The organism is Kitasatospora herbaricolor (assembly GCF_030813695.1).
GTDB lineage: Bacteria > Actinomycetota > Actinomycetes > Streptomycetales > Streptomycetaceae > Kitasatospora > Kitasatospora herbaricolor.
Genome location: NZ_JAUSVA010000002.1, coordinates 1,109,997 through 1,136,540, shown reverse-complemented (window position 1 = coordinate 1,136,540; position 26,544 = coordinate 1,109,997). Strand labels below are relative to the sequence as shown.

Genomic DNA, 26,544 nt, shown 5'->3' with positions numbered 1-26,544 from the left:
GTGCGGAGGGCGACGGGGTCGGCGCGGGCCCGTGCGTACCCGGTCGGGCGGTCACGGCAGCACCACCAGGACCGCGTAACGGACCGGGCCGGCGGCGGGGTTGCGGAACCGCGAGCGGCCCCAGAGGCGCAGGCGCAGGCAGTCGCCGGCCCGCAGCAGGTGCGCCTGCTCGCCGGCGGTGACCTCCAACTCGCCTTCCAACACCCAGATGTGCTGCTCCAGCCCGGGCACCGGCGGTCCGTCGTACGAGATGTCCGCGCCCGGCAGGAGGACGCCCTCGACGACCTCGCCGCGCAGTCCCGGGTGCGGCGGGGAGACCGACCGCCGGGTGAAGCCCGAGGCCTCGTCCCGCCATACCGCCTGCCGGTCGGCCGGCACCAGCTGCGGCGGCTCGGACTCGACCTCGGCCAGCAGCTGGGACATGGTCCGCCGGTACGCCGAGCAGAGTTTGCCGAGCAGGGCGGCGGTCGGGCTGATCTCGGCCCGCTCCAGCCGCGACAGGGTCGAGCGGCTGATGCCGGTCTGCCGGGCCAGCTCGTCCAGCGACCAGCCCTGTTCGGTCCGCAGGGTGGCCAGCCGGGCGGCCAGGCGGGCCTCCAGCTGTTCTCCCACGTGCTCCCCGGCAGCCTGGCCGCTCTCGCTGGTTCTCATGATGGAGACAATATCCCATATCGGGGATGGAACTGGACGGAACTGGAAGCGGGGTGGGAAGCGGGGTGGCGGACGGGGCTGCGGGCACGCGGTCAGCCGCCGGGCTGCTGCGCCACCGGGAGCTGAAGCGGCGGGCCGAGCAGGTTCAGCAGGGAGCGGTTGTGCTGGAGCAGCCAGGTCAGGTAGGCCGGGTTCACCCGGGCCAGGTCGGTGTAGGCGGCGCGGAGATCGGTGTGCAGGGCGTCGAGCGCGGCGCCGCTGAGCGCCCGGGGTCTCCAGGCGAGCAGCAGGCGTACGGCGAGGGGGTCGCCGTGGACGGGCCGGACGACGGTCCCCGGGCCGGGGGTGGAGGTCGGCTGGCAGGGGCGGACGGCCTCGCCGGAGGCGACCAGTTCGGCGGCGGTGGCGTTGTCGCGGACCTGAAGGACGCGCGGGTCGAGCCCGGCCTCGCTGAAGACCCGGCGCAGCGCGGCGTACTCGTGGTCGGCCGTCGGGTCCACCATCCAGGTGTCGTGGGCCAGGTCGGCGAGCCGCACCACCGGCTGGGCGGCGGCCGGGTGGCGGACCGAGAGGGCGACGAACTGCGGTTCGCGGGCCACCACCACGCGGTGCTCGGCGCCGGCCGGGACGGGCAGCGGGAACCCCTCGCTCTCGTGCACGAAGGCGATGTCCAGCTGGCCGGCGGCGACCATCCGCAGCAGGGCGATGGCGGAGATGTCGATGTGGATGGTGGTGTCGGTCTCCGGGAGCCGGTCGTGGACCCGGCGCAGCCAGGCGGCGACTGCCCGGCTGCCGACGCTGCCGATGCGCAACTGCCGCTTCGCCGTCCCGGAGGACTCCTGGCGGGCGGCGGTGACCAGAGCGGCCAGGTCGGTGATGATCGGCCGGGCCCGGGAGAGCACCGAATGGCCGAGGGCGGTGGGCTGACTGCCGGTCTGCTCGCGGGTGAACAGCGGTCCGCCGACGGTGCGTTCGATCCGGTGCAACTGGGTGGTGAGGGACGGCTGGGTCATGCCGAGCTGCTGGGCGGCCTTCCGCACGCTGCCGGTGTCCGCGATCGCGCACAGCACCCGGAGGTGTCTCACGTCGAGCTCCACCCGGGGAGCATATCGGGATGGCAAACGAACGACAAGGACATGTCAAATTGTCGAATACCGGATTCCCGGACGCGGGACCATTGGCCCGAGCTATCGCCGGTTGGCATCATCCGCTCACCCGTTCTGCTGAACGAAGCTCTGCGCATCAGAAGTTCACCCGCCGCCGCACGGTCACCGATCACCCCCAGGGCCGGGCGGCACGCGAACGGAGTCCCCCACGTGAAGCGCTCCTTGATCTCCCTGTCGCTGACCATCGGCCTCGCCCTGGGCACCGGCCTGGCCGCCGTGCCCGCGTCCGCCGCGTCCGCCGACAGCGCTCCCCGTCAGCACTACACCGCGTCCTCCTACGCCGGCTCGGCCGAGGAGGAGGCCGCCAACCAGGCCTTCTACGAGGCCGTGATGAAGTCCGCACTCGCCAAGCAGGCGGCGGCGCCCTTCCTGCAGACCGTCACGGTGACCTACGACGCCAGCAGCGCACCGACCTTCCGCAACCAGATCGCCAGCAGCGCGCAGATCTGGAACGGCTCGGTGCGCAACGTCCAGCTCCGCTCCGGCACCAACGCAGACTTCCGGTACTACGAGGGCAACGACTCGCGCGGCTCCTACGCCAGCACCGACGGCCACGGCCGGGGTTACGTCTTCCTGGACTACCGGCAGAACCAGCAGTACAACTCCGTCCGCGTGACGGCGCACGAGACCGGCCACGTGCTGGGCCTGCCGGACCACTACTCGGGCCCGTGCAGCGAGCTGATGTCCGGCGGCGGGCCCGGCACCTCCTGCACCAACGCGTACCCGAACACCACCGAGCGGAACCGCGTCAACTCGCTCTGGGTCAACGGCCTGAGTGCCAACACCGGGGCCCTCACCACGGTGCGCTGACCCCGTAGCACCCGTCCCGCGGCACCGGCACACCGGCACCGCGGCGCCGGGGTGCCCGACGCCGGACGGCCCGGCCCCGATCGAACGGGGCCGGGCCGTCCGGCGTCACGGGTGCGGTGCGTCAGGCCGGGCAGCCCCCGTCGGCCAGCACGAACCAGCCGGGAGCGGTCTGCGCCAGGGTGTGGGTGACGAAGGTGTTCCACAGGCCGAGGTTCTGGTTGGAGCCGTTGGCGTACGCGATGCCGCCGCTCTGGTGCGCCCGCCCGGCCGCGACGTGCGCGTAGTTGCTGGCGGTGAAGCACTGCGGCCGGGAGCCCGTGGTGGTGGCCGTCACGGCGGCGGAGCGGGCACCGGTGTTCCCGGCGGAGTCGACCGCCGCGACGGTGTAGCCGTAGGAGGTGGCGGCGGTCAGTCCGCCGTCGGTGAACGAGGCCGAAACGGCGCTGCCGGCCGCGGCGCCGTCACGGTAGACGGTGTAGGAGGCCGCGCCTGCGACCGCGGTCCAGGAGAGCGAGACGGTGGTGTCGGTGCTGCCGGTGACGCCCAGCCCGGCCGGGGCGGGCAGCGAGCCGGTGCCGCCGCCGGTGGGGGCGCCGTCCAGGCCCCAGAACTTCGCCGTCCAGTAGCTGGAGCAGATGGTGCTGAGGAAGTAGGCGCCGGCGCTGCCGCACTGGTCGGCGCCGGAGCCGGGGGCGATCGGCAGGCCGTGGCCCATCCCGGCCACCGAGTACAGCTCGACGGCGGGCCTGCCGGCGGCGTCGTTGTAGACGGACAGCGTGGTGCCGCCGGGCAGCGACTGGGTGCTGGAGGCGCTCTGGCCGATGCCCCAGACGTTGGTCCACTGGTCGCGCAGCTCGGTGGCGTTCACGGGGTACACGGTGTAGTCGGAGGTGCCCTGCCAGATGGCGACCCGCGGCCACGGGCCGGTGTAACCGGGGTTGGCGCCGCGGACCTTGTCGCCCCACTGCGCGGGGGTGAGGTTCTGGTTGTTCTGCTGGCAGCCGGAGGCGGCGGCCAGCGAGGTGGCGCACTGCGCCGGCAGGCCGGAGTCGACGGCGCCGCCGGCGAACACGTCCGGGTAGGCCGCGAGCAGGTCGGCGGTCATTCCGCCGCCGGCCGACAGCCCGGTCACGAAGACCCGGTGGGTGTCCGAACCGTACTGCGCCGCGGCGGTGTTCACCATCTGAACCACGGAGGCGGCCTCGCCCTTGCCCCTGGTGTCCTTGGTGGCGTCGAACCAGCTGAAGCAGGAGGAGCTGTTGTTCGCCGAGTTGGTCTGCGGGAAGACCACCGCGAAGCCCCACTGGTCGGCGTACTTCTGCCAACCCGAGTGCGTGAAGTAGTCGTTGGCGCTCTGCGTGCAGCCGTGCAAGGCGACCACCAGCGGCGCGCCTGCCGGCAGGCCGGCCGGCGTGTACGCGTACATCGCCAGATTCCCGGGATTGGTACCGAAGTTGCCGACCTGCTGGAGGGTGCCGGCGGCCGTGGCCGCGCCGGTGGACGTGGTGGTGACGAGTCCGGTGGCGACCAGGCCCAGCACCGCGGTGCAGGTGACGCGGCGCAGGAGTCTGCGCAGGACGGAGGGACGCACGGGTACTCCTTGAGTGGGGTGGGGGAGGCGGCGGCCGCCGCGGTCCGTGGGGGGACCTCGGCGGCGGGGGCCGCCCACTCGGTTGCTGATGCCGGACGGTACGGCCGGCCGGGCGGGGGCCGATACGTGGCACGCGCACACACCGGGCGGTCGCGGATGGCAGCCGGCGCCATTGTCCGGAGCCGGCCACCCGTCCCGCCGTCGCCCCCGTCGCCCTGCGCCTGCGCCTGGCCGTGCCGTCCCTGCCGTCCCTGCCGTCCCTGCCGTGCCCGTGCCCGGGCATGCGGACGCCGCCCGTCGCCCGCCCGGCGGCGGGCAGGCGACGGGCAGGCGACGGGCAGGCGACGGGCGGGCCGGAGGTGGGCGGCGGGCAATGGCGGGCGGTCAGGCGGTGACCGGGTGTCGGTCGGGCGCGGGTCGGGGCGGCGCCGCTACCCCAGCCGGTCCGCCGGCAGGCCCGCGGCCGTCAGCAGGTGGCGGGCCACCACGCCGGCGCCGTCCTCCCCGATCAGCAGGGTGTAGTGGTTGGTGCCGGGCACCAGGTCGGCCGGCACCCGCTCGCGGTCGAGCCCGGCGGCCTTCAGGCGCTGCTCGTCGTACAGGCCCTGCGGCTCGTCCAGCAGGCCCCGCTCGGCCCACAACAGCCGGGCGGGCCGCGGGATCCGGTGCACGGCGGCGAGCACCTCCGGGGCGAAGAGGCCCACCCCGTCCACCCGGACGGCGTCGATCAGGCAGGAGGAGCGCAGCTCGGGCTCCTCGCCCACCAGGTCGCGCTGGACGTAGGCGTCCACCGGCGGCGACCAGCTCCCGGCGAAGGCCGGGTGGGCCTGCCAGAAGGCGCGGTAGGCGTCCCGGTCGGGGAAGGTCATGGAGAGCCGCTGCATGGCCGGGCCGATGACGGCGGTGATCAGCTCGTCCGGGGTCAGCCCGGTCGGGGCGGGGAACCCCACGCCGCCGTCCACCAGCAGTACCGAGGCGAACCGCGCGGGGTGCCGGACGGCGGTCAGCGCGGCCACGAAGGCCCCCATCGAGTGGCCGGTGAGGACGGCGTCGCGCAGGTCCAGTGCCTCGGCGAGCGCCGCGACGTCCGCGGCGTGCGCGGGGATCCCGTACGGGCCGGGAAGCCCGGCGCTGGCGGCCCGGCCGCGCAGGTCGGGGGCGATCAGGGTGACCCGGCCGGCCAGCTGCCGGGCGACCGGGCCCCAGGACAGCGCGTTGGCGGTGATGCCGTGCACGGCGAGCACCACCGGGGCGCCGGGGTCGGTGGCCGGCCAGCGCAGCACGGCCAGCCGGCCGCCGGCGACGGGCACCGTCGACTCCTCCGGCGTGGCCGGCGCGTGACCCTCGGTCGTCTCGTACGTCAAGGTGTTCTCCTTCGGTCGGCCGGCTGCCCCGCCACGGGTCACCGGGTCACTCGGCGGGAACGCTCCGCCGCTGGGCGGGAACGCCCCCGGGCGGCCCGCAGCCGGTCCGGCAGGCGCACCACGCCGCCCGGCAGCAGATAGACCACCAGCACGAACAGTGTGCCGAGCAGGAACAGCGGTTGCGAGAGCGGCACCCGCAGGACGGCGGGCAGCCCGGCCACCGCGCCGGATCCGGCCAGGTCGCCCAGACGGTGGTCGGCCCAGGTGTACAGGACGCCGCCGACCAGCGGCCCCCAGCGCGTCCCGGAGCCGCCGAGGACGACCATCACCAGCAGCGAGAGGGTGAAGTCGGAGGTGGTGGTCTGCGGGGTGGCGCCGCCGGTGAGCAGCAGGTAGACGACGCCGCCGAGCGCGGCCAGGGCGCCGGCCAGCACGAAGGCCACCAGCTTGAACCCGTACGGACGCAGGCCCAGCACCTCGACCCGGCGCTCGTTCTCCCGGATGCCCTCCCAGACCCGGCCGGTGGGGGAGCGGACGACCCGGTGCACCACGGCGAGCGTCAGCACCAGGTAGGCCAGCGCGATCCAGTACAGGTTGGCGGTGTGCTCGATTCCCACCAGGGCGGCGGGGAGCCGGTCGGCCGGGGCGGCCCGGCCCTCCTCGCCGCCGGTGAAGCCGCCCGGGTCGCGCTCGACCAGGATCGAGCCGGCCTGGGCGAAGGCCAGCGTCACCATGGAGAATCCGATGCCGCTCATCCGCAGGCTGACCGAGCCCAGCAGCGCCGCCAGCAGCACGCCGGCCAGCAGTCCGAGCAGCGCGGACGGCAGGAACGGCAGGCCGGCCTGCAGCATCACGGTGTTGGTCGCGTAGGTGCCGGTGGCGAAGTACAGGGCGTGGCCGAAGGAGAGCAGGCCGGTGCGGCCGAGCAACAGGTCGTAGCCGGTCGCGAGGGCGCCGAACAGCAGGCACAGGGCGATCAGTTGGAGGCTGCCGGGGCTGCCGAGCGGGCCGTCCAGCAGGCCGGGCAGCGGCAGTGAGCTCCAGGGCGCGGTGAGCAGGACGAGCAGCAGGGCGGCCGGCCACCAGCGGGCCAGCCGGCGCAGCCGGTCGGCCGCCGGTGCGGCGGGCGGTGCGGCGGGCGGGGCGCCCGCCTCGCTCTGCTCGGGCGTGGCGGTGGTCATGCGAGTCTCCCGGTGAGTCCGCTCGGCCGGACGAGCAGCAGGGCGGCGAGCAGGACGACGACGGCGAGGTCGCCGAGCCCGGCGGTGGTGTAGTAGTTGGCGAACTGCTGGACGAGGCCGACGGCGACGGACGCGCGGGCGGCGCCGCCGACCGAGCCCATGCCGCCCATCACCACGACCACGAAGGCGAAGATGAGCAGCGAGGTGCCCTGGCCCGGGTCGACGGAGCCGAAGTAGAGGCCGCCGAGCGCCCCGCCGAGGGCGGCGGCGGCGCCGCCGATGGCGAAGACCAGGGTGAAGGCCTTGCGGACGTCGATGCCGAGCGCGGTGACCATCGCCCGGTCCTCGACGCCCGCCCGGACCACCAGCCCGTGCCGGGTGCGTCCGAGGAACACCTTGAGCACCGCCAGCACGGCCAGGGCGGCGGCGATCAGCACCAGCCGGTTGACCGGCACCTGGGCGCCGAGCAGGCCGAAGGTGCCGCTCAGCGCGGCCGGTCCGGGGAACGGGCGGGCGTCGGCCCCCCAGATCGCGGAGAGCAGGGCGGGCACGGCGAGGCCGACCCCGACGGTCGCGAGCACCTGCTCGCGGGGGCGCTCGTACAGCGGGCGGATGACGGCCAGTTCGAGCAGCACGGCGGCGAGGGTGCCGGCCGCCGTCCCGAAGGCGACCGCCAGCACGAAGCCGAAGCCGTCGGAGCCGGCGCCCGGCAGGTGCCCGGAGGCGGCCCACCAGGTGCCGTACGCCCCGACGCTGAGCAGGGCGCCGTGCGCGAAGTTCAGGACGTCCATCAGGCCGAAGATCAGCGACAGGCCGGAGGCGACCAGGAAGTACAGCGCTCCCAGCCCCAGCCCGGTGAGGGTGAGCAGGACGACGGTCGACATTCAGTGTTCCCTGTCGGTGTGGGGGCGGGCGGCCGGCAGCGCGTCGACGGCGGTCCGGTCGGCAGGGCCCCGGCCGGGGGCGCCCTGGTGGCGTCCGACGCCGAGCAGCCGGCGGGTGGCCTCGGCGTCGGTGAGCAGCTCGTCGGCGGGGCCGTGGTGCGCGGTGCGGCCGTCCGCCAGGACGACGCAGTGCTCGGCCAGCCGGCGGACCATGGCGAGGTTCTGCTCGACCAGCAGGACGGGTACGGCCTCGGCCGCCCGCTCCAGCACCTGCGCGACCTCGGTGACGACCTTGGGCGCCAGGCCCTTGGTCGGCTCGTCGGCGATGATCAGGCGGTTGCCGTTGAGCAGGGTGCGGGAGATCGCGACCATCTGCTGCTGGCCGCCGGAGAGCGTCCCGGCGGGCTGCCCGGCGCGCCGGCGCAGCTCCGGGAACAGCTCGTGCACCAGGGCGTAGGCGGGCTCGCCGGCGCCCGGCCGCTCGGCCAGCCGCAGGTTCTCGGCGACGCTCAGCCCGGCGAACACGCCGCGGTCCTCGGGGGCGTAGCCGATCCCGCGCCGGACCAGGGCGTGGGTGGCCAGCCGGACGGTCTCCGTCCCGTCGAACAGCACGCTGCCGGTCCGCGGGACCAGGCCGAGGATGCCGCGCACGGTGGTGGTCTTGCCGGCGCCGTTGCGGCCGAGCAGGGCGGTGACGCCGTGCGCCCGGACGTCGAGGTCGACGCCGTGCAGGATGTGCCGGCCGCCGATGACGACCCGCAGGTCCCTGACCCGCAGCAGGGGTTCGCCGCTCACAGTTCCTCCCCGAGGTAGGCCTGCTGCACGGTCGCGTCGGCCATCACGGCCTGCGGGGTGTCCAGGGCGAGCAGGGTGCCGTGGTGCATCACCGCGAGCCGGTCGGCCAGGCCCAGCAGGACGTCCATGTGGTGTTCGACCATCAGTACGGTCCGGCCCTCCTCGCGGTGCAGCGAGCGGATCAGCTCGGTGAGCGCCGGGACCTCCTCGGCGCTCACCCCGGCCATCGGCTCGTCCAGCAGCATCAGGCGGGGCTCGCCGACCAGCAGGACGGCCAGTTCGAGCTTGCGCTTCTCGCCGTGCGAGAGGTCCCGGGCCGGGGCCTCGGCGCGGTGCCCCAGGCCGGTGCGCTCCAGGGCGCCGACGACCTGCCGGGTGTGCGCGCCGGCCCGGCGCCAGACCCGGTACGAGCCGCCGCCGGCGGCCTGCGCGGCCAGCCGGACGTGGTCGGCCACCGTCATGGCCGGCCACAGGCTGGAGGTCTGGAAGGTCCGGCCGAGGCCGAGCCGGGCCCGGGTGTGCGCGGCGGCCGCGGTGATGTCGGCGCCGTCGAGCTCGATGCTGCCGGCGGTGGCCGGGTTCAGGCCGCTGATCAGGTTGAACAGGGAGGTCTTGCCGGCGCCGTTCGGGCCGATGAAGGCGAGGAACTCGCCCTCCTGGACGTCGAAGGAGACGTCCTCGACGATGGTGGCGCCGCCGACGGCCCAGCCGAGGCCGCGCAGCCGGAGCACGGGGGACGCGAGGGCGGCCGCCCGCCCGCTCCCGGTGTCACCCCGTGGTGCGGTGTTCGGGGATCCCATCGGTCAGCCCGCGATCGTCTTGACCGTCGGCGCGGCCGCCGACATGGGCAGGACGTGCAGCAACTCCGGCTTGGCGTCGGCCCCCTGGCCGTTCAGCCGGGCGGTGAACATCGGCTGGAGCAGCGCGTGGTCCTCCGCGCGGACCTGCTCGTCCCCCTTGGGGCCGGCGAACCGCCAGTCCTCCAGGGCCTTGACCATGGCGGCGGTGTCGGTGGGGCTGCCGGCCTCGACGGCGTGCACGATCATCTGGGCGGCGGTGAAGCCGTCCGGGTTGAAGAGGTCGGGCGTGCCGCCGGCCTTGGCGACGCCGTCCAGCATCGCCTTCTCGACCTCGTTGCCGCCGGCCGCGCCGGGGAAGTAGTGCGCCAGGAAGGAGATCTTGGCGGCGGCCGGGCCGAAGATCGGGTACGAGGCGGTGCCGGCCAGGCCGGTCACCACCTTGCCGGCGTCCAGCACGCCCTGCTGGTCCAGCGCGGTCCACAGGGCCGGGGCGCTGGCGCCGGCCCAGGCCACGAAGACGAGGTCGGGGGAGCCCGCCTTGACCTGCTGCGCGAACGGTGTCAGGTCGGTGGCGCTGGGCGGTGCCAGCACCGAGGTCACCACCGCGCCCTGGCCCTCCAGCGCGGACTTCACGGCGGCGACGTTGGCCTGGCCGAACGCCGAGTTCTGCGAGAGGACGGTGACCTTCTTGTCCTTGGTGCCGAGCAGCAGCGTCCCCGCCGCGAGGATGTCCTGGTAGGACTGCCGTCCGGAGCGGAAGGTGTACTTGTTGATGCCGGTCAGCGCGTCGGTGGCGGCCGCGCCGCTGACGAACAGCAGGTGGTTCTGCGCGGCCAGCGGGGCCACCTGCAGGGCCACCCCGGAGTCGGTGCTGCCGGCCAGGATCCGGTAGCCCTTGCCCGCTAGGTCCTTGGCCGCGGCCACGGCCTTCGCCGGGTCGCCGGCGTCGTCCTGCTCGGTCACCTCGATCGGGTGGCCGGCGACCATGTTGGTGCCCTTGGTGGCGTAGGCGAGGCCGGCGGTGAAGCCGTCCAGGTACTGCTTGCCGTAGGCGGCCAGCGGGCCGCTGCGCGAGTACACGAGGCCGACCTTGACGGGTGAGGAGTCCCCCGCGGCGGCCTTGTCGGAGCCTGCCGTGCCGGCGGCGGCGCACCCGCTGAGGAGGGCGCCGGCCGTCAGCAGGGAAAGCGCCTGCAGGGGTCTGCTGCTGGCGACGTGTGCGGTGCGCATGCGCATGGTGGTCGGCTCCCGGGGGGTCTGTTGCCGTCCGCCGCCGCCCGGGGTGCGGGAGTGTCCGTGCGGACGCTCCCCGAGGGTCACGCTCCGGGTGGCGGCGGGGTCATGGTGGGTGGTTGGTGAGACCTTAGGAGCGGCGGCCGGGCCCGGACATGTGGGCGGCAGCAACACCTGGGCCGGGCGCCATGTGGCGGGCGCACATGGCCGAGCCGCGGGCGGAGCCGGAACAGTGAAAAGGGCCTCACCGCCCCGGCCTGCGCGGATTCCCGCCGCCGGGGGAGGCGGCGAAGGCACGGCTCCCCGGACGGAAGGCAGGAACATGGACAAGGTGGTGACCTCGGCGTCGGCGGTGGCGGACATCCCCGACGGGGCGACGCTCGCGGTCGGAGGCTTCGGCCTCTGCGGCATCCCCTCGACGCTGATCGACGCGCTGGCCGAGGCCGGCCCCACCGGGCTGCGGGTGGTCTCCAACAACTGCGGCGTCGACGACTGGGGCCTCGGCCTGCTGCTCCGGGCCGGCCGGATCGCCCGGATGACCTCCTCCTACGTGGGGGAGAACAAGGAGTTCGCCCGCCAGTACCTGAGCGGTGAGCTGGAGGTGGAGCTCACCCCGCAGGGCACCCTCGCCGAGCGGCTGCGCGCGGGCGGCTCGGGCATCCCGGCCTTCTTCACCCCGGCCGGCGTCGGCACCCAGGTCGAGGAGGGCGGCCTGCCCTGGCGCTACGCGGCCGACGGGTCGGTCGCACTGGCCTCACCCCCCAAGGAGGTGCGGGAGTTCGGCGGCCGCCGCTACCTGCTGGAGGAGGCCGTCACCGCCGACTTCGCCCTGGTCCGCGCGGCGGTGGCGGACCGGCACGGCAACTGCGTCTTCCACGCCGCCGCCCGCAACTTCAACCCGCTCTGCGCGATGGCCGGCCGGATCACCCTGGTGGAGGCCGAGCGGATCGTCGAGCCCGGCGAACTGCCCCCGGACGCCGTCCACCTGCCCGGCGTGTACGTCGACCGGGTGGTCCCCGCCGGCCCCGCCGGGAAGCGCGTCGAGCGCCGTACCGTCCGCCCCGCCGTCCGCGCCGCAGCCGAGGAGATCTGACCATGCCGCTCGACCGCGACCAGCTCGCCGCCCGCGCCGCCCGGGAACTGCGCGACGGCCAGTACGTCAACCTGGGGATCGGTCTGCCGACGCTCATCCCCAACCACGTCCCGCCGGGGGTTCACGTCGTCCTGCACTCCGAGAACGGCATCCTCGGGGTGGGTCCCTACCCGTACGAGGGCGAGGAGCACCCGGACCTGATCAACGCCGGGAAGGAGACCGTCACCACCGCCGACGGCGCCTCCTACTTCGACTCGGCGTTCTCCTTCGGCATGATCCGGGCCGGGCGGATCGACGTCTCGGTGCTCGGCGCGATGGAGGTCTCGGCCCGCGGCGACCTGGCCAACTGGATGATCCCCGGCAAGATGGTCAAGGGCATGGGCGGCGCGATGGACCTCGTGCACGGCGCCCGCCGGCTCATCGTGGTGATGGAGCACACCGCCCGGGACGGCTCGCCCAAGATCGTCCAGGAGCTCACGCTGCCCGCCACCGGCCGCCGGGTGGTCGACCGCATCGTCACCGACCTCGCCGTCGTCGACGTCACCCCGGACGGCCTGCGGCTGGTCGAACTCGCCCCCGGCACCACCCTGGAGGAGGTCCGCGCGGTCACCGGCGCGGACCTGGCGGTCGGAGGCGATCCGGTCGTCGGCGTCTGAGGCCGGGGCCTCCACCGGGCCGTCACCGGTCCGTCGCCAGGCCCGGGTCAGGACGCCCCGGCCCGGCGGCCGCGCCCGGCCCGCCGTGTGTCGCTGGGGCGCAACGCCGGGCCGGGCCGGGAGGATGACGGGGACCAGGACCCACCGGCCCGCCCGGGCGGGACCGACCGAGGAGGAACCGCGTGCCGGACACCGAGGAGACCGGGCGGACCGCCGGCGGCGACGACGCGGGCGAGGACACCGGGCACGCCGAGTCGCACGGCGGGGCGCTCGGCCCCCGGCTGAACTGGCTGCGGGCCGCCGTCCTCGGCGCCAACGACGGCGTGGTCTCCACCGCCGGCCTGGTGATGGGCGTGGCCGGCGCCACCACCTCGCGGAGCGCGCTGCTCACCGCCGGCCTGGCCGGAATGCTGGCCGGCTCGCTCTCGATGGCGGTCGGCGAGTACGTGTCGGTCAGCAGCCAGCGCGACTCCGAACGGGCCGCCCTGCGCCAGGAGCAGCGCGAACTCGCCGAGGACCCGGCGGCCGAACTCACCGAACTCGCCGGCTTCTACGAGGCCAAGGGCCTACCCGCGCCGCTGGCCCGCGAGGTCGCCGTCCGGCTCACCGAGCGGGACCCGCTGGCCGCCCACGCCGAGGTCGAGCTGAAGATCGACCCCGAGGAGCTGACCAGCGCCTGGCAGGCCGCCTGGGCGAGCTTCGTCTCCTTCACCGTCGGGGCGCTCTGCCCGCTGCTCGCCGTCCTGCTGCTGCCGGCCGCCGCACGGGCGCCCGGCACGGCCGGCGCGGTGCTCTGCGCGCTGCTGGTCACCGGCCTGCTGAGCGCCCGGCTGGGCGGGGCGCCGCCCCGGCGGGCCGTTCTGCGCAACGTGCTCGGCGGCGGGCTGGCGATGGCGGTCACGTACGGTGTCGGCGTCGGACTCGGTGCGGCCGGGGTGTGACGGCCCGGGCGGCGCTGTGGCCGCGGTGTGTCCTCCCCGGGCCAGGGTGCGGCCGGTCCGGGACCGGGCTCAGCCGTGGAACTGCGGGATGATCAGATACAGCCCGTAGAGCACGGCGCCGCCGCAGGCCAGGAAGCAGACCGCGGCCCCCGCCAGGGCGGCGGCCGAACTCCGGCCGCTCTCCCGGGCCTCCTGGCGGTTCAGCATCGACCGGACCCCCAGGGTGAACACCACGGCGATCGCCACCGTCGAGCCGATGCTGACGGCGGCCACCTCGCCCAGGGCGCTCCAGTGCAGTGCCACGGCGGTCTCCTCCCTCTCAGTTTCCCGCTGCCGCGGGCTGCGGGTTGACCGTCACGGTGCGGGAGTCGTTGACGTTGTCGGCGGTGACCGGGCTGCGCCGCGACAGCAGGTAGATCACGGCCGCCGCGACCACGGCGGTGACCGCCACCGCGACCGTCCCGGCCGTCCCGCCGTGCACCACGACGGCTGAGGCGCCGCCGCCGATCAGACCGGCGGCCGGCAGGGTGATCAGCCAGGCGACGGCCATCCGGCCGGCCGTGCTCCAGCGGACCTGCGCCCGCCGGCGGCCGAGCCCGGCGCCGATGATGCTGCCGCTGCAGACCTGGGTGGTGGAGAGCGCGAAGCCGAGGTGGGCGGAGGTCAGGATCACCGTGGCGGAGGCGGTCTCGGCGGCGAATCCCTGCGGCGAGCGGATGTCGGTCAGCCCCCGGCCGAGCGTGCGGATGATCCGCCAGCCGCCGAGGTAGGTGCCCAGGCCGATGGCCAGGCCGGCGGTGAGGACCACCCAGGTCGGCGGTCCGGCGCCGGTGGGCAGCGCGCCCGCGGAGATCAGGCTGAGGGTGATCACGCCCATCGTCTTCTGGGCGTCGTTGGTGCCGTGGGCGAGCGAGACCAGCGAGGCCGACCCGATCTGCCCGAACCGGAAGCCCCGGGTCACCGACTCCTCACCGGCGCGCCCGCGCAGCCGGTAGACCAGCCAGGTGGCGAGGAACGCGGCGATCCCGGCCACCACCGGTGCGGCGAAGGCCGGGATGATGATCTTCTCGAGCACCTCGACGAAGTCCACGGCCTTCAGCCCCGCGCCGACCCAGGCGGCGCCGATCAGCCCGCCGATCAGCGCGTGCGAGGAACTGGACGGCAGTCCGAGCAGCCAGGTCAGCAGGTTCCAGAGGATCGCGCCGACCAGCCCAGCGAAGATCATGCCCAGGGTGATCAGCCCGTCGTTCACGATGCCGCCGGAGATCGTCTTCGCCACCGCCGTGGACAGGAACGCGCCGACCACGTTGAGGACGGCGCTCACCAGTACCGCCACTCTCGGGGGCAGCGCGCCGGTGGCGATCGAGGTGGCCATGGCGTTCGCGGTGTCGTGGAAACCGTTGGTGAAGTCGAACGCCAAGGCTGTGATGATCACCATCACCAGGAGGAGCGTGATGTGGGCCATGCAGCCAGTAGAACAGCGTTCGGAGCCGCTCGCCGGTGCGACACTCGCCCGGGCGGGATGCTTGTCGGACTAAAGGTGGGATACACACGGCCGTTCCCGGCCGTGGCCGGGCCCCGGGAGTCGGGCCCGGCCACGGCGGGGAACCGCACTGGGGCATACGTGTCGCTAGGCCTGGTTCCTGGCCGCGCTCAGGCCCGTCCGCCCGCCCGCCGCGGGGCGGCGCAGCAGCTGTTCGAGGGCGAGGGTGCCCGGCCCGGTGACCGCGATGGCCAGGAAGGCCCAGCAGAACAGCACGGCGGGTTCACCGCCGTTCTGGATCGGCCACAGCGCCTTCTCCTGGTGCACGGAGAAGTAGGCGTAGGCCATCGAACCCGAGCAGAGCAGGGCCGCCGGACGGGTGCCGAGTCCAAGCAGCACCAGCACCCCGCCCGCCAGCTGGATGAGCGCGGCCCACCACCCGGGCCACTGGCCGACCGGCACGGTGCCGCCGCCGCGGGTGCCGCCGAGCACCCCGAACAGCGAGGCGGCGCCGTGGCAGGAGAACAGCAGGGCGGTGACGATCCGGAACAGTGCCAGCGTGTGGGGCCTGACGGGGTCGAGCACGGAACGGGGTTCGAAGGACACGGGGACTCCTCGGTCGGCGTCCGGCCGCTGGCCGGTACGGGGATCGTGCGGACCCGGCGCCGGCCCCACTCCGGCGCCGTCGGGCAGTCCGGTCGTCCGTCATCCCGTCGCGGTCCCCGGCCCGGCGCGCCCGCGCACGCCTCGACGGGCGCGGGACAGGTGCGCCGCCCGGCCCGCGGGCATCCGGCACCGGCGGGGGCGGACTGCGGTCCGGCCCGCCGGTCGGTGGCCTCGGTGCCTGGTGCGGCCGTGCTGGGCTGCGCCGGGTGATCGGTTGACCTGGCACCGACAATTCTGTCGCACCGTCAGGTCCCGGCGGGAGTCCCCTGAACCTCAAAGATTCCTCAAGTCGCCGTGGCGCGTCCGGAATCCGCGCTGCGGCGTCCGGGCCCGGCGCCGCCCGGCCTCTTCGCCCGTCGCGCCCGGCCCGTCGCGCCCGGCCCGTCGCGCCCGGCCCGTCGCGCTCGGCCCGTCGCGCCCGACCCGGACCCCGGGGCGCGTCAGACCCGCCGGATCGTGTTGATCGGCATGGCGTCGGCCTTCATCACCTTGACCACGTCGCCGCTGTGCGGCGCGTGCACCACGAGCCCGTCGCCGATGTACATCCCGACGTGGTGCCGGTCGCTGCCGTAGATCACCAGGTCACCGGGCTGCGCCTCGGCCAGCGAGGGCACCCGGGTGCCGACGTTGCCCTGCTCCTGGGAGGTGCGCGGCAGCGAGACGTTGGCCTGGCGGTAGGCCCACACCATCAGGCCCGAGCAGTCGAACTGGTCCGGGCCGGCGGAGCTCCAGTGGTACGGCGCACCCTGCTTGCTCATCGCCTTGGCGACCGCGACGCCGGCGTAGCCGCCGGCCTGCGGCAGGCTGCCCAGGTCGACGCGGACGGCGTCGCGCGAGGCGCGGCCGTCGCCCTGGACGATCGAGGCGCGGTCGGCGGCGCTGAGCGTGTTCAGCAGGGTGTTGGCCGCCTGGAGCTTCTTGTTGATGTCAGCCTTGGCCTGGTTCAGGTCCTTGGTGGTCTCGTCCAGCGAGGCGAGGACGGCGGCCGCCTCGGTCTTCTGCTGGTCGAGCCGGCGCTGCTGGTCCTGCAGGCCCCTCAGCGCCTCGGTCTGGCCGGCGGTGGCCTGCTGGACGCTGGTCGCCTGCTGGAGGTAGCCGGAGGGGTCGGAGGTGAGCATCAGCTGGACCGAGGGGTCGATCCCGCCGGTGCGGTACTGCTCGCCGGCCACCTCGGCGAGGCCGACCTGAAGGCGCGTCATCTGCTCCTGGCCCCGGGCGACCTGGTCCTGCAGCTGGTCGGCCTGCTTGCGGAGCTGGTCGGCCCGCTCCTTGGCGCCGTTGTAACGCTCGGCGGCCTGCTCCTGTTCGGCGTTGAGCTGGTCGACCTGCGCCTTCACCTCCTCCTTCTTGGAGGGTGTGGTGGGCGCGGCGTGCGCGCTCATCTGGGCGGAGAGGGCGACCGTGGTCGCCGCGGCAGCGGTCAGCACGGTCACCCGCGCGCGGTTCGGCTGCTTCGGACGGCGGTGGGAGGTCAAAGACCCACTCCTTCTTCCTGCGGATTCACCCGAACGAGTGAAGTTCCGGAAAATAAGGTTTGGTAACAACCTAGTCAAGGCCGGCACTTCCCACCACTCCCATCCGACTCTGAACTCGCTTCCCCGGCAGGGAATTCACGCGATCCACACACCAGCGCCGGAGGCGGCCGCCCTCGCACGTGCCGGTATCGGCCGCCCCGCCCGCCCCCGGGAGCCTGCTCGGACTCCTCGCCCGTCCACGTCGAGGGTCGCAACGCGGGCGGCCGCGACCCCATGGCTAAACGGTCGACATATCTAAGTCAATGACTTATCGTCGCGGCATGGCACACCGTCAACTGCAGGAACCGACCCGCCTCGTGCTCACCGCGCTGGCCGACGCGCCCCGGCACGGGTACGCGATCGTCCAGGAAGTCCTGACGATCACCGGGGGCCGGACCAGGATGCTCACCGGAACCCTCTACACGGCACTGGACCGCCTGCTCCAGCAGGGGCTCATCCGGATCGACCACGAGGAGGTGGTGGCCGGACGGCTGCGCCGCACCTTCGCGCTGACCGAGCAGGGCCGGCAGACACTGGTCGACGAGACCGAACGGCTGCGCGCCGGCGTGGCCGAGGCCGAGCGCCGGCTCGGCCTCGGCAGCCGCCGGCCGCAGCTCCGGACGAACGCGGGGACAGCATGACCGACTCGCACACCCCCGCGTCCGCGCTGCTCCGGCGGCTGCCCCTGATCGGTCTCTACCCGGCCGGGTACCGGGCCGCGCACGGGGAGGAGATCGCCGCCGTCCTCGCCGAGGCCGTCCGGCACGCCGACCGGCGGGAGGCCCTGCGCGAGTGGGCCGCCCTCGCCGCGCACGCCCTGCGGCTGCGCACCCGGCTCAGCTCGCGCGACCCCGCGGGCCGGATCCTCGCCGGCGCCGCGCCCTTCCTGCTGGCCGGCGGGGCCGCGCTGAGCGTGGTGCATCTGCTGACCTGGCTCCTGCTGCCCGACTCCTCCACGGACTTCGCCCGGGAGGCGGTGGGTGCCGCGCAGACCCTTCCCTGGGTACCGGCCCTGCTGTGCCTCACCCTCGGGCTCCGGGCGCCGGCCCGGGCCCTCGTCCTGCTGGCCGTCCTGAGCAGGCTCGGCGTCGCCGCGGCGGCGCACTTCCATCCGGGCACGGCCCTCACCCGGTACGCCGACCTGCTCCCGCTCTGGGTCGTCATGGGCGTCCTGGTGCTGATCGCACCGCCCGACGCCGTCGACGGCTCCCCGCGCGGCCGGTCCTGGACGATGGCCTCCGCCGTCGCCGTCGCCCTGCCGATGAGCGGCCTCGCCGTCCTCTGGCTCGGTACCTGGCCCGAGGACTACGGCAACGTCGTCTTCCCGTCCTCCGTCCAGGGCGTGCTGGACGCCTCCACCGTCTGGCCGGCGTCGGTGATGACCCTCGCCTACCTGCTGCACCTCGGGAGTCCGGACACCGACCCCCTACGGGCCGGCGGTGTCGCGCTCGCTGTCCTGCCCTGGACCGTCATGGTCGCCCCGCCCATCTACCGGAGCGGCCCGACCGACCACCACGACCTGCTCCGCAACGGTGGTGCGGTCCTCGCCCTGCTGGCCGTGGCCACGCTCGTCGGCACCCTGCGCCGCACCGCCCGGCCCACCCGGGCCGGGACCCGTCCCGGAGCGTCCGACCCGACGCCGTGACCCGACGCCGTGACCCCACCTGAGAGGTCGCGGCACTCGCCCGCCGGCCGATCAGGCGGCCTCCCCGTGGGGCCGCCGGGACCTGCCCGCGACGGACGCCGCCGCCCGGTACCTGTTCGACCGGCCGGCCGACCCGCTGCTCCGCGAACTGCTGGCGAGCCCCGGCCCGGGCGAGCTGGCCGCGTGCGCCCGGTCGGTCGAGTCCTGGTGGCACGTCGGCCCTACGACCCGGGTGGGACTCACCGGGAGATCCCTGGCGTTCCGTCATCTCCCCGCCCTGGGGACCGTGCCGGACCTGGTGGAGACCCTGGATGTCGCCCTGGTCCACCGCGCGGCCGTGGAGCTGGTGACCGGCCGCGACTGCGGGCTGACGCTGCTCGGCGAGGACACCACCGTGCTGCCGCTGGAGGCCGGCTGGCGGCGGTCGCCGCCGGGCGTCCTCGGCGGTCGGCTGGAGTGGACCGGGCCGCCGCTGCCCGAGATCGCGGCGGCCGCGGGTTCCACCGACCACCCGCACCTGACCCGTCGGTTCCGCGAGCGCTTCGGCCGCACCCCGCAGGAGTTCCGGGCGGAGCGGTGAGGTCGGCGGCGCCCGGGCGGCATGGCCCGGCGGCCCCGGGGCACGGGGTTCCGACGCCCCGGGCCCGGGGGCCGCCGGACCTCGCGGCCCGGACGGCAGGCCCCGAAGTCGCTTACAGCGCTGCCAGGTTGTCCGCCAGGTCGTCCAGGCCGAGCGAGCCCTGCGAGAGCGCCTTCATGTGCCAGGCCTTGAGGTCGAAGGCGGCGCCGTGCCGGGCGCGGGCCGTCTCCCGGCCCCGCAGCCAGGCGCGTTCGCCCAGCTTGTACCCGATCGCCTGGCCGGGCCAGCCCAGGTAGCGGTGGATCTCGCTGGTCCGGGTGGGCTCCGGGCTGCCGTTGTAGGTGGCCATGAATTCCGTGGCCAGTTCCGGGGTCCAGGTCTCGCCGGGGTGGAACCCGGAGCCGGCCGGGACGGGCAGCCGCAGGTGCATGCCGATGTCGATGATCACCCGGATGGTGCGCAGCATCTGCTCGTCCAGGAAGCCCAGCCGGTGGGCGGGTTCGGCGAAGAAGCCGAGGTCGTCCATCAGGCGCTCGGAGTACAGCGCCCAGCCCTCCAGGTTGGCGCTGACCTTGCCGAGGGTGACCTGGTAGGTGGAGAGCCGGTCCGCCACGTAGTTCCACTGCGCGAGCTGGAGGTGGTGTCCGGGCACGCCCTCGTGGTACCAGGTGCTGACCAGCTGCCAGGTCGGGAAGGTGTCCCGGCCCAGCGTCGGCAGCCAGGTGCGGCCCGGGCGGCTGAAGTCCAGGCTGGGGGCCGAGTAGTAGGCGGCGGCGGAGCTGCCGGGCGGCGCGATCCGGGACTCCACCTTGCGCACCGGGCCCTGGATGTCGAAGTGGGTGCCGTCGAGCGCGTCGATCGCGCCGTCCATGAGCTGCTGCAGCCAGTCGCGGATGCCCTCCTCGCCCTTGATCGCGTGCCCGTGCTCCTCCAGGTGACGCATCGCCGCCAGCGGGCCGGCGCCGGGGAGCACCCGCTCGGCCTCGGCCGCCATCTCGACCCGCAGCCGGTGGAACTCCTCCCAGGCCCAGCCGTAGGCCTCCGCCACGTCGAGGTCGGCGCCCGTGCCGAAGCGGACGGCCCGCAGGTAGCGCTCGCGGCCGACGGCGTCCGGGGTGCCGTCGGCGGCGGGCAGGTAGGTGTCGCGCAGCCAGTCGCGGAACCCGGCGACGGCGGCGGTGGCCCGCGCAGCGGCGGCGTCCAGCTCGGGACGCAGGCGCTCCGGGCCGCCGGCCGCGAAGCCGGCGAACCAGCCGGCCCCGCCGTCGGCCTCGCCGGTCCACGCGGTGAGCTGGTCGACCACCACGGCCGCCTGGCGGGGGGCGGAGAGCAGCCCGCGCGTGATGCCCTCGGCGAGGGTGCGGCGGTAACTGTCCAACGCACCGGGCAGGTTGCGCAGCCGGCCGGCCACGGTGGCCCAGTCCTGCTCGGTGGCGGTCGGCATCAGGGTGAAGATCTCGCGGACCTGGTGGACGGGCGCGGCGACGTTGCGCAGCTGGCGGTAGTTGTCGCCGGCGTCCTGGACGGCCAGGGCGGCGGTGAGGCGCTCGCGCAGCAGTCGGGCGCAGACCTGCTCGGCCGGGTCCTGCGGGCCGTCGCCGGCGGCGCGGGCCTCGGCCGCGTCGAGTTCGGCGAGGGCGCGCCGGTTGAGTTCGGCGGCCGCCTGGTAGCCCTCGGGGGAGAGGTCCGGCTGCCGCTGGTCGTCGGGGTGCACACCCAGCCAGGCGGCGACCGTCGGGTCCAGGGCGGCGACCCGGGCGACGTGCTGGTCCGCGATCCGGCGGGGTGTGATCATCTCATCTGCCATCCGGTCATCCTGACGCATGGTGATCGTCGGCGGGGGCGATTTTGACGGTGCGCAGGCGATGCACCCGGGTTCCGGGCGCGGGCGCCGGGCGGGTTCCGGGCGGGCGCCGGGCGGGTTCCCCGACCGGTCGGCCCGCGCCGCCGGTTCAGCCGCCCGCCGCCGACCCGCCCGCCATTCCGTCCGCCATTCCGTCCGCCGGCTCCGCCGCCGCTCCGCCCGGCGGCAGTACCGCGGTCACCGCCGTGACCAGCGCGGCGATCCCGGTCCGCAGGGTCAGGCCGGGATGCGGGCGGAACTCCGGGGAGTGGTTCGGGGGCAGCGCCGCCAGCTTCTCGGCGGCGGTCGCCCCCGGCGCGGCCGCCCACTGCCCGGGGCCGACCGTCCCCAGCATCCAGTACGCCGTCCGGACGTCCGTGACCCCGTGCAGCCCGGCGCCGGCGGGGCCGAACAGCGGGAAGTCCTCGGTGGCCATGGACGGCGGCCAGTCGGCCACCCGGTGCGTGCCGAAGGCGGCCCGGTGGGCGGCGCGGACCGTGGCCGTCAGCCCCGGGTCGGGCAGGTTGACGCCGGATTCGGCGACGACCTCCACGGTCGGCGCCACCGGGCAGCGGGAGGCCTCCGCCTCGGCCCGGACGATCCGCCGTACGGCAGCCACCACCCGCTCCAGCACGGCCGGCGAGAACGCCCGGACGGTCACCCCCAGGGTCGCCCGGTCCGGGACGAGGTTCGCCGGGCCGCCCGCGCGCAGCGACCCGACGGTGAGCACCACCTGCTCGGCGGGGCCGCACTCCTGCGACACCACGGCCTGCAGCCGCAGCACGATCGAGGCCGCCGCCAGCAGCGGGTCGACCGCCAGATGCGGCGCGGAGGCGTGCCCGCCGCGGCCGTGCACGACCACCTCCAGCGTGACGCTGCCCGCCGTCACCGGGCCGCCGCCGTGCGCGACCATCCCGGCCGGCAGCGGCGCGGTGTGCTGGGCGAGCACCATCGACGGCGGCTCGAAGCGGCGGTACAGGCCGTCCGCGAGCATCGCCCGCGCGCCGCGCAGGGTCTCCTCGGCGGGCTGGCCCACCACCAGCAGCGTGCCGCGCCATCGCTCCCGCGCGCCGGCCAGCGTGTCGGCCGCCCCCGTCAGGCAGGCCAGATGGGCGTCGTGGCCGCAGGCGTGCATCACCGGGACGTCCTCGCCCTCGGCGGTCCGGGCGCGCGCGGTGCTGGCGTACGGCAGGCCGGTCCGCTCCTCGACCGGTAGCGCGTCCAGTTCGGCGCGCAGCATCAGGACCGGTCCCGGGCCGTTGCGCAGCACACCGGCCACCCCGTGGCCGCCGATGCCGCTCTCCACCCGGTAGCCGGCGGCGGCCAGCCGGGCCGCCAGCCGGGCGCCGGTGCGCTCCTCCTGCCCGGACAGCTCCGGGTCCCGGTGCAGCGTCACGTAGAACTCGGCCGCGCGGGTGGTCGGCCCGTCCGGCCCGGCGGCCCGTCCGGGCGGCGGCCCGGTCATCGGCGGGCCTCCCGGCCGGGCTCGGACAGGGCGCCGGCCTGCGGTGTCAGCGAGGTGACAGCGGACGGCGGCCGGGTCTGCCAGTGGCCTCCCGTACAAAGGGCGGTGTGGCGGGGCGGGCCGTACGGGCGCCCGGGTTCCGCCCGGTCCGGCCGTCGCGGCCGGGCCGTCCCCAGCGTCCTGAAGGAGCTCTCATGGCGGCGAACACCACCCCCGACACCAACCTGGCATCCCTCGCGCAGGAGATCCTCAACCTGGAGTCGGAGACCTTCGAGATCAGCGACTACTCGGACGCCAGCGAGGTCATGCTGGGCTCCTCCACCAGCTGCTCCTCCACCAGCACCTGCTCCAGCACCACCAGCACCACCAGCTGCACCGCCTGACCCTCGCGGTCCGGCCGTCGGCCCCCTCCGAGCCGAGGGGGCCGACGTCGTTCCGTCCCCCGGGCGTCCGGGGCGTCCGCGGCGTCCGGGGGACGGTGCCGGCCGGGTCCGGGCGCGCCTCACGGGAAGGGGTGCGGCACCAGCCGCAGGTCGCCGTCGGCCAGGTCCGACCCCCGCAGGCCGCCGCGCCTCAGCGCGGTCCGCAGCCGCGGCATCCCCAGCGCGCGCTGGCGTGACCAGCCGAAGTCGATCGGCAGCAGGCCGGGGACGATCGTGCACACCGTCCGCAGTCCGAGCCGCAACTGCTCCGGCGAGGTCTGGTCGACCACGATGACGTCGAAGCCGGCCCCGACCAGCTCGTCCCGGCAGAACAGCAGGTCGTCCAGCAGGTCCGAGGAGCGCGGCCGGGCCTTCGCCCAGCCCTCGTACACCTCGTCCAGCGACCGGACGGCCGCGGGCTCCAGGTAGCTCCCGGCGTACCGCGCCATCTGCGGCAGGCCGAACAGCGCCGCGTGGTCCGGCAGCCGGCGGACCAGGCCGAAGTCCTCCGCCATCGCGGCGAGTTCGGCCGGGCGCTCGCGGACCTGGCCGGGCAGGTGCGGGAGGTAGGTGAGGATCTCGGACAGCGCGGACTCCACCGCCTGCCCGGGGTCGAAGCCGGCGCCGGCCGCGAAGGCCAGCGTCCCCGGCCCGCCGTCCCGGCGCACCGCCAGGCCGGTCACCACCGGCACCGCGAGGTCCACCCGGTTGTCGAAGGCGTGCACCTCGTACCCCTGCAGGGCCGCCCGGTCGACCATCGCCCGCAGCGCGCCCCCGCCGCAGGAGTCCAGGTCGATCTCGGTCAGCCGGGCGCCGCCGTACCAGCCGAGCAGGAAGGCGTCCCGCTCGATCAGCTCCAGCAGCCCGAACAGCACCGCCTCCTCCAGGCAGCTGCCGATCGCGCAGCCGTTGGAGCACTCGAAGACGAAGTTGTCGGCGGCCAGCCCCGCGCTGTAGTAGCAGAGCCTGGCCGGCACCAGCACCGGGCGCGCGTCCCGCAGCGAGTACCCGCGCACCCAGGGGATCGGGCGGTCCGGGTCGAAGGGGCTCACCATCGGGTCCTCGCGGTAGGTCCGCGGTGCGTACAGGCCGCACTCGCGCGGGTCCAGGGCCGCGCCGGCCAGGTTGCGGTACGAGTCGACGAGCATCGCGCCGCCGCGGCGCCGGTGCGTCCCGGCATAGCGCTCCAGGCCCTCCAGGAAGGCCAGGTCACGGCTGGCCCGGAACGAGTTGGCCTGACCGCTCCAGGTCACGTCGGTCAGCCCGGCGTACCCGCGCATGAAGACGCTGCCGGCCACCGGCGCCGTGGTCGGCGAGGTGACGTCCGGCCAGGTGCCCGCGCCGAGCACCCCGCAGACCGGGTTCGCCAGCGCCTCGGCGGGCAGCGCGTAGGAGCCGGGCGGACGCAGCCGGTACCCGTCCGGGCCGGGCTTCGGCCGTGACAGCAGCGGCAGCACCGGGCCCTCGACGGCCCCCTCGCCGGCCCCCGCGCCGGTCGCGGCGCAGACCGGGCAGAGCGGTTCGGCGAGCAGCGGCACCGTCGTCACCCGGAGGGTCTCCAGGTCCAGCCGGCTCACCCGGGGGAGGTCCGAGGGCGGCGCGCCGGGCCCCAGCACCAGCAGGCAGAGCGACCAGACGGCGTCCGTCACCCACGAGGTCGGCCGCGGCCAGCCCGGGTCCACCGCCGTGCTGCCGAGCCCCGCCTCCAGGGCCTCGCGTTCGGTCCGGCTGCGCAGCCGCTGCCACCGCATCGCCAGGCAACTGCCGCAGGCGGCCGGGGAGTCCGGTGCGCCGCCCCACGGGCCGACCAGCACCGCGGACGAGGTCAGGTGGACGGTGGCGGCCGAGCGCGGCCCGGCCTGGGCGGCCGGCTCCGGCCCCAGGGCGTCCCGGTTGCCGAGGGCGGCGACCTCGGGGGCGGGCAGTCCGGCGCCGGCGGCCCGGGCGGCCAGTGCGCGGGCCAGCCCCGAGCGGGCGGCCTCCAGGGGCAGGGCGTCAGTGGTCATGTCCGGTTGCTCCAACGGAAGGTCCGGGCGGCCAGCAGCGCGAACAGCCCGGCGAACACCGCCAGGGCGAGGCAGTCCGTCGCCGGCCCCAGCAGGCCGCCGCGCCCGGCGAGGGCGTCGGTCACCCCGTCGACGAACCAGCGCAGCGGCAGTACCCGGGAGAAGGCCTGCAGCCAGCCCGGCATCAGGTCGATGGGGTAGAAGGCGCCGGAGAGGAAGGCCATCGGCACCATCACGCAGTTGGCGATCGCCGCCACCGCCTCCGGGGTGTTCGCCAGGCCGCCCACCACCAGGCCGACCGCCACGAAGGCGGTGACGCCGAGCAGCAGCACCGGGAGCGCCGCCGGCCAGGAGGCGGCGAGGTGCAGGCCGAACACCGGCAGCAGCGCCACCGCGGTGAACAGCACGGCCTGGACCAGCCCGGTGCCCAGCGCCACCGCGTAGCGGGAGGCCAGCACCGTGGGCAGCGGCGTCGGGGTCCGCCAGACCAGCCGCAGCAGGTCGTCGCGGCGCCAGTGCATGAGGGTGAAGGCGACGCCGAACAGCGCGGCGTTGCCGATGCCCCAGGCGAGCACGCCCGGTGCGATGTAATTGATGTACGCCAGACCGCCGTTGACCGTCTGGCCGCGGAACAGCAGCCCGAACACGACCAGGAAGAGCAGCGGGAAGGCGAAGGTGAAGAAGACCGAGGTGCGGTCCCGGACGTAGGCCAGGTAGGTGGCCCGGGTCATCGCGGCGTAGGCGCTCATCCGTGCTGCTCCGATCCGGTCAGCCGGAGGTAGGCGTCCTCCAGGGTGGCGGTCCGGGTCTGGACCGTCTCGATGCCGACCAGGTCGCCCACCGCCACCAGCACCCGGTTGGCGGCCCTGGTCTCGATCACCACCTCACCGCCCTCCACGGTGACCCGGTCCACCCCGTCGAGTCCCTCGGCCTGCGCGACCGAGAGCCGGTCCGCGGGGACGAGCAGCCGGGCCGGGGCGGCCAGCGACCTGACCAGGCTGCCGGGGCTGTCCAGCGCCAGCAGGGCGCCGCGCGCGACGATCGCCACCCGGTCGCACAACGCCTCGGCCTCGTCCAGGTGGTGGGTGGTGCAGACGATCGTGCGGCCCTCGCCGCGCAGCGAGCGCAGCACCTCCCAGAGCGAGCGCCGGGCCTGCGGGTCGAGCGCCGCGGTGGGCTCGTCCAGGAAGATCAGGTCGGGGCGGTGGATCAGCGCGGTGGCCAGCGCCAGGCGCTGGCGCTGGCCGCCGGACAGGTCGTCGACCCTGGTCCGGGCGCGGTCCGCCAGGTCGACCTGATCCAGGGCCCGACCGGCGGCAGCCCGGTCGAGGCCGTAGAGGGCGGCGACGGTGGCCAGGTGCTCGCCGGCGGTCAGCCGGGTGAAGAAGGCAGAGGCCTGGGTCTGCACGCCGATCCGGCGCAGCAGCGCGGTGTCCCGCGGCCAGGGGCTGCCGCCGAGGACGCTCACCGTGCCCGCGTCCGGCCGGCGCATCCCCACCATGATCTCCACCAGGGTGCTCTTGCCCGCGCCGTTGGGGCCGAGGATGCCGAAGAACTCCCCCTGCCGGACCGTCAGCGAGACGCCGTCCAGGGCCCGTACCTCGCCGTAGGACTTGCTCACCCCTTCGAGCAGGACGGCGGGGGCGGGTGGGCCGGCCGTGTCCGGTGTGCTGCGCGCGGAACTCATGCTGTGCTCTCCATCGTTGTCCGGACGGGGCGTCGGCGGGGGCGTCGGAGTGGGCGTCGGCGGGATCA

At 75.0% G+C, this 26,544-nt stretch carries 26 protein-coding genes; 8 read left to right on the top strand and 18 right to left on the bottom strand.

Annotated elements, in window-relative coordinates; genetic code table 11:
- Positions 1 to 51: 51 nt before the first annotated feature.
- Positions 52 to 651, bottom strand: a complete 600-nt coding sequence (locus J2S46_RS05385; protein ID WP_191292819.1) for a helix-turn-helix domain-containing protein — start codon at positions 649 to 651, stop codon at positions 52 to 54.
- A 92-nt stretch (positions 652 to 743) separates the two neighbouring features.
- Positions 744 to 1,748, bottom strand: coding sequence for a LysR family transcriptional regulator (locus J2S46_RS05380; RefSeq protein WP_229913151.1), 1,005 nt, complete (start codon positions 1,746 to 1,748; stop codon positions 744 to 746).
- Between the two features lie 219 nt (positions 1,749 to 1,967).
- On the opposite strand from J2S46_RS05380, the gene snpA reads away from it, so the two are divergent.
- Positions 1,968 to 2,627: a snapalysin gene (gene snpA / locus J2S46_RS05375; RefSeq protein WP_229913150.1), complete on the top strand. Its 660-nt coding sequence runs from the start codon at positions 1,968 to 1,970 to the stop codon at positions 2,625 to 2,627.
- 121 nt (positions 2,628 to 2,748) lie between these two features.
- Here the strand turns inward: snpA and J2S46_RS05370 are convergent, their stop codons facing one another.
- From J2S46_RS05370 to J2S46_RS05340, 7 genes are all read right to left on the bottom strand, one after another.
- A complete protein-coding gene (locus J2S46_RS05370; RefSeq protein WP_191292817.1) occupies positions 2,749 to 4,218 on the bottom strand; it encodes an extracellular catalytic domain type 1 short-chain-length polyhydroxyalkanoate depolymerase in 1,470 nt (489 codons plus the stop codon).
- 431 nt (positions 4,219 to 4,649) lie between these two features.
- Positions 4,650 to 5,582 carry an alpha/beta hydrolase gene (locus J2S46_RS05365; protein ID WP_229913149.1) on the bottom strand — a complete coding sequence of 311 codons (933 nt, stop codon included), beginning with the start codon at positions 5,580 to 5,582 and terminating at the stop codon, positions 4,650 to 4,652.
- A 38-nt stretch (positions 5,583 to 5,620) separates the two neighbouring features.
- Entirely contained in the window at positions 5,621 to 6,763 is a 1,143-nt protein-coding gene (locus J2S46_RS05360; protein ID WP_191292816.1) for a branched-chain amino acid ABC transporter permease, read from the bottom strand.
- Complete coding sequence (locus J2S46_RS05355) at positions 6,760 to 7,647, bottom strand: branched-chain amino acid ABC transporter permease (RefSeq protein ID WP_191292815.1); 888 nt, start codon at positions 7,645 to 7,647, stop codon at positions 6,760 to 6,762. Before J2S46_RS05355 ends, J2S46_RS05360 begins: the two co-directional genes overlap by 4 nt.
- The gene (locus J2S46_RS05350; RefSeq protein ID WP_191292814.1) at positions 7,648 to 8,442 is read right to left on the bottom strand and encodes an ABC transporter ATP-binding protein; all 795 of its coding nucleotides are present in this window, start codon (positions 8,440 to 8,442) and stop codon (positions 7,648 to 7,650) included.
- Positions 8,439 to 9,242 carry an ABC transporter ATP-binding protein gene (locus tag J2S46_RS05345; RefSeq protein WP_191292813.1) on the bottom strand — a complete coding sequence of 268 codons (804 nt, stop codon included), beginning with the start codon at positions 9,240 to 9,242 and terminating at the stop codon, positions 8,439 to 8,441. Before J2S46_RS05345 ends, J2S46_RS05350 begins: the two co-directional genes overlap by 4 nt.
- Before the next feature lie 3 nt (positions 9,243 to 9,245).
- Complete coding sequence (locus J2S46_RS05340) at positions 9,246 to 10,472, bottom strand: substrate-binding domain-containing protein (protein ID WP_191292812.1); 1,227 nt, start codon at positions 10,470 to 10,472, stop codon at positions 9,246 to 9,248.
- Between the two features lie 325 nt (positions 10,473 to 10,797).
- On the opposite strand from J2S46_RS05340, the gene J2S46_RS05335 reads away from it, so the two are divergent.
- From J2S46_RS05335 to J2S46_RS05325, 3 genes are all read left to right on the top strand, one after another.
- Positions 10,798 to 11,568, top strand: coding sequence for a CoA transferase subunit A (locus J2S46_RS05335; RefSeq protein ID WP_191292811.1), 771 nt, complete (start codon positions 10,798 to 10,800; stop codon positions 11,566 to 11,568).
- A 2-nt stretch (positions 11,569 to 11,570) separates the two neighbouring features.
- Complete coding sequence (locus tag J2S46_RS05330) at positions 11,571 to 12,224, top strand: CoA transferase subunit B (RefSeq protein ID WP_191292810.1); 654 nt, start codon at positions 11,571 to 11,573, stop codon at positions 12,222 to 12,224.
- A gap of 281 nt (positions 12,225 to 12,505) precedes the next feature.
- Positions 12,506 to 13,165: a VIT1/CCC1 transporter family protein gene (locus J2S46_RS05325; protein WP_229913159.1), complete on the top strand. Its 660-nt coding sequence runs from the start codon at positions 12,506 to 12,508 to the stop codon at positions 13,163 to 13,165.
- Positions 13,166 to 13,234: 69 nt separating this feature from the next.
- Here J2S46_RS05325 and J2S46_RS05320 read toward each other — a convergent pair whose 3' ends face one another.
- The 4 genes from J2S46_RS05320 to J2S46_RS05305 form a co-directional block, all read right to left on the bottom strand.
- The gene (locus J2S46_RS05320; RefSeq protein ID WP_191292808.1) at positions 13,235 to 13,468 is read right to left on the bottom strand and encodes a hypothetical protein; all 234 of its coding nucleotides are present in this window, start codon (positions 13,466 to 13,468) and stop codon (positions 13,235 to 13,237) included.
- 16 nt (positions 13,469 to 13,484) lie between these two features.
- Complete coding sequence (locus J2S46_RS05315; protein ID WP_191292807.1) at positions 13,485 to 14,630, bottom strand: inorganic phosphate transporter; 1,146 nt, start codon at positions 14,628 to 14,630, stop codon at positions 13,485 to 13,487.
- A 165-nt stretch (positions 14,631 to 14,795) separates the two neighbouring features.
- On the bottom strand, positions 14,796 to 15,254 hold the full coding sequence (locus J2S46_RS05310; protein ID WP_191292806.1) for a DoxX family protein: 459 nt from the start codon (positions 15,252 to 15,254) through the stop codon (positions 14,796 to 14,798).
- 500 nt (positions 15,255 to 15,754) lie between these two features.
- Entirely contained in the window at positions 15,755 to 16,789 is a 1,035-nt protein-coding gene (locus J2S46_RS05305) for a C40 family peptidase (protein WP_191292805.1), read from the bottom strand.
- 320 nt (positions 16,790 to 17,109) lie between these two features.
- On the opposite strand from J2S46_RS05305, the gene J2S46_RS05300 reads away from it, so the two are divergent.
- From J2S46_RS05300 to J2S46_RS05290, 3 genes are all read left to right on the top strand, one after another.
- A complete protein-coding gene (locus J2S46_RS05300; RefSeq protein WP_191292804.1) occupies positions 17,110 to 17,469 on the top strand; it encodes a PadR family transcriptional regulator in 360 nt (119 codons plus the stop codon).
- Positions 17,466 to 18,473: a hypothetical protein gene (locus tag J2S46_RS05295; protein ID WP_191292803.1), complete on the top strand. Its 1,008-nt coding sequence runs from the start codon at positions 17,466 to 17,468 to the stop codon at positions 18,471 to 18,473. Before J2S46_RS05300 ends, J2S46_RS05295 begins: the two co-directional genes overlap by 4 nt.
- 286 nt (positions 18,474 to 18,759) lie before the next feature.
- Positions 18,760 to 19,053, top strand: a complete 294-nt coding sequence (locus J2S46_RS05290; protein ID WP_191292802.1) for a helix-turn-helix domain-containing protein — start codon at positions 18,760 to 18,762, stop codon at positions 19,051 to 19,053.
- Positions 19,054 to 19,165: 112 nt separating this feature from the next.
- Here the strand turns inward: J2S46_RS05290 and J2S46_RS05285 are convergent, their stop codons facing one another.
- Together J2S46_RS05285 and J2S46_RS05280 are read right to left on the bottom strand one after the other, a co-directional pair.
- Positions 19,166 to 20,860, bottom strand: coding sequence for a DUF885 domain-containing protein (locus J2S46_RS05285; protein ID WP_191292801.1), 1,695 nt, complete (start codon positions 20,858 to 20,860; stop codon positions 19,166 to 19,168).
- 145 nt (positions 20,861 to 21,005) lie between these two features.
- Complete coding sequence (locus tag J2S46_RS05280; protein WP_191292800.1) at positions 21,006 to 22,361, bottom strand: amidohydrolase; 1,356 nt, start codon at positions 22,359 to 22,361, stop codon at positions 21,006 to 21,008.
- 194 nt (positions 22,362 to 22,555) lie between these two features.
- Between J2S46_RS05280 and J2S46_RS05275 the strand changes: the two genes are divergently transcribed.
- Positions 22,556 to 22,744 (top strand): thiazolylpeptide-type bacteriocin, encoded by a 189-nt coding sequence (locus J2S46_RS05275; protein ID WP_073926695.1) that lies wholly within the window; start codon positions 22,556 to 22,558, stop codon positions 22,742 to 22,744.
- A 119-nt stretch (positions 22,745 to 22,863) separates the two neighbouring features.
- Here the strand turns inward: J2S46_RS05275 and J2S46_RS05270 are convergent, their stop codons facing one another.
- Genes J2S46_RS05270 through J2S46_RS05260 form a run of 3 tightly spaced genes read right to left on the bottom strand, consistent with a single transcriptional unit; the run spans position 22,864 to position 26,476 of the window.
- The gene (locus tag J2S46_RS05270) at positions 22,864 to 24,789 is read right to left on the bottom strand and encodes a TOMM precursor leader peptide-binding protein (RefSeq protein ID WP_191292799.1); all 1,926 of its coding nucleotides are present in this window, start codon (positions 24,787 to 24,789) and stop codon (positions 22,864 to 22,866) included.
- The gene (locus tag J2S46_RS05265; protein ID WP_073926694.1) at positions 24,786 to 25,538 is read right to left on the bottom strand and encodes an ABC transporter permease; all 753 of its coding nucleotides are present in this window, start codon (positions 25,536 to 25,538) and stop codon (positions 24,786 to 24,788) included. The genes J2S46_RS05270 and J2S46_RS05265 overlap by 4 nt, the downstream gene beginning before the upstream one ends.
- Positions 25,535 to 26,476: an ABC transporter ATP-binding protein gene (locus tag J2S46_RS05260; RefSeq protein WP_191292798.1), complete on the bottom strand. Its 942-nt coding sequence runs from the start codon at positions 26,474 to 26,476 to the stop codon at positions 25,535 to 25,537. The genes J2S46_RS05265 and J2S46_RS05260 overlap by 4 nt, the downstream gene beginning before the upstream one ends.
- Between the last annotated feature and the right edge of the window lie 68 nt (positions 26,477 to 26,544).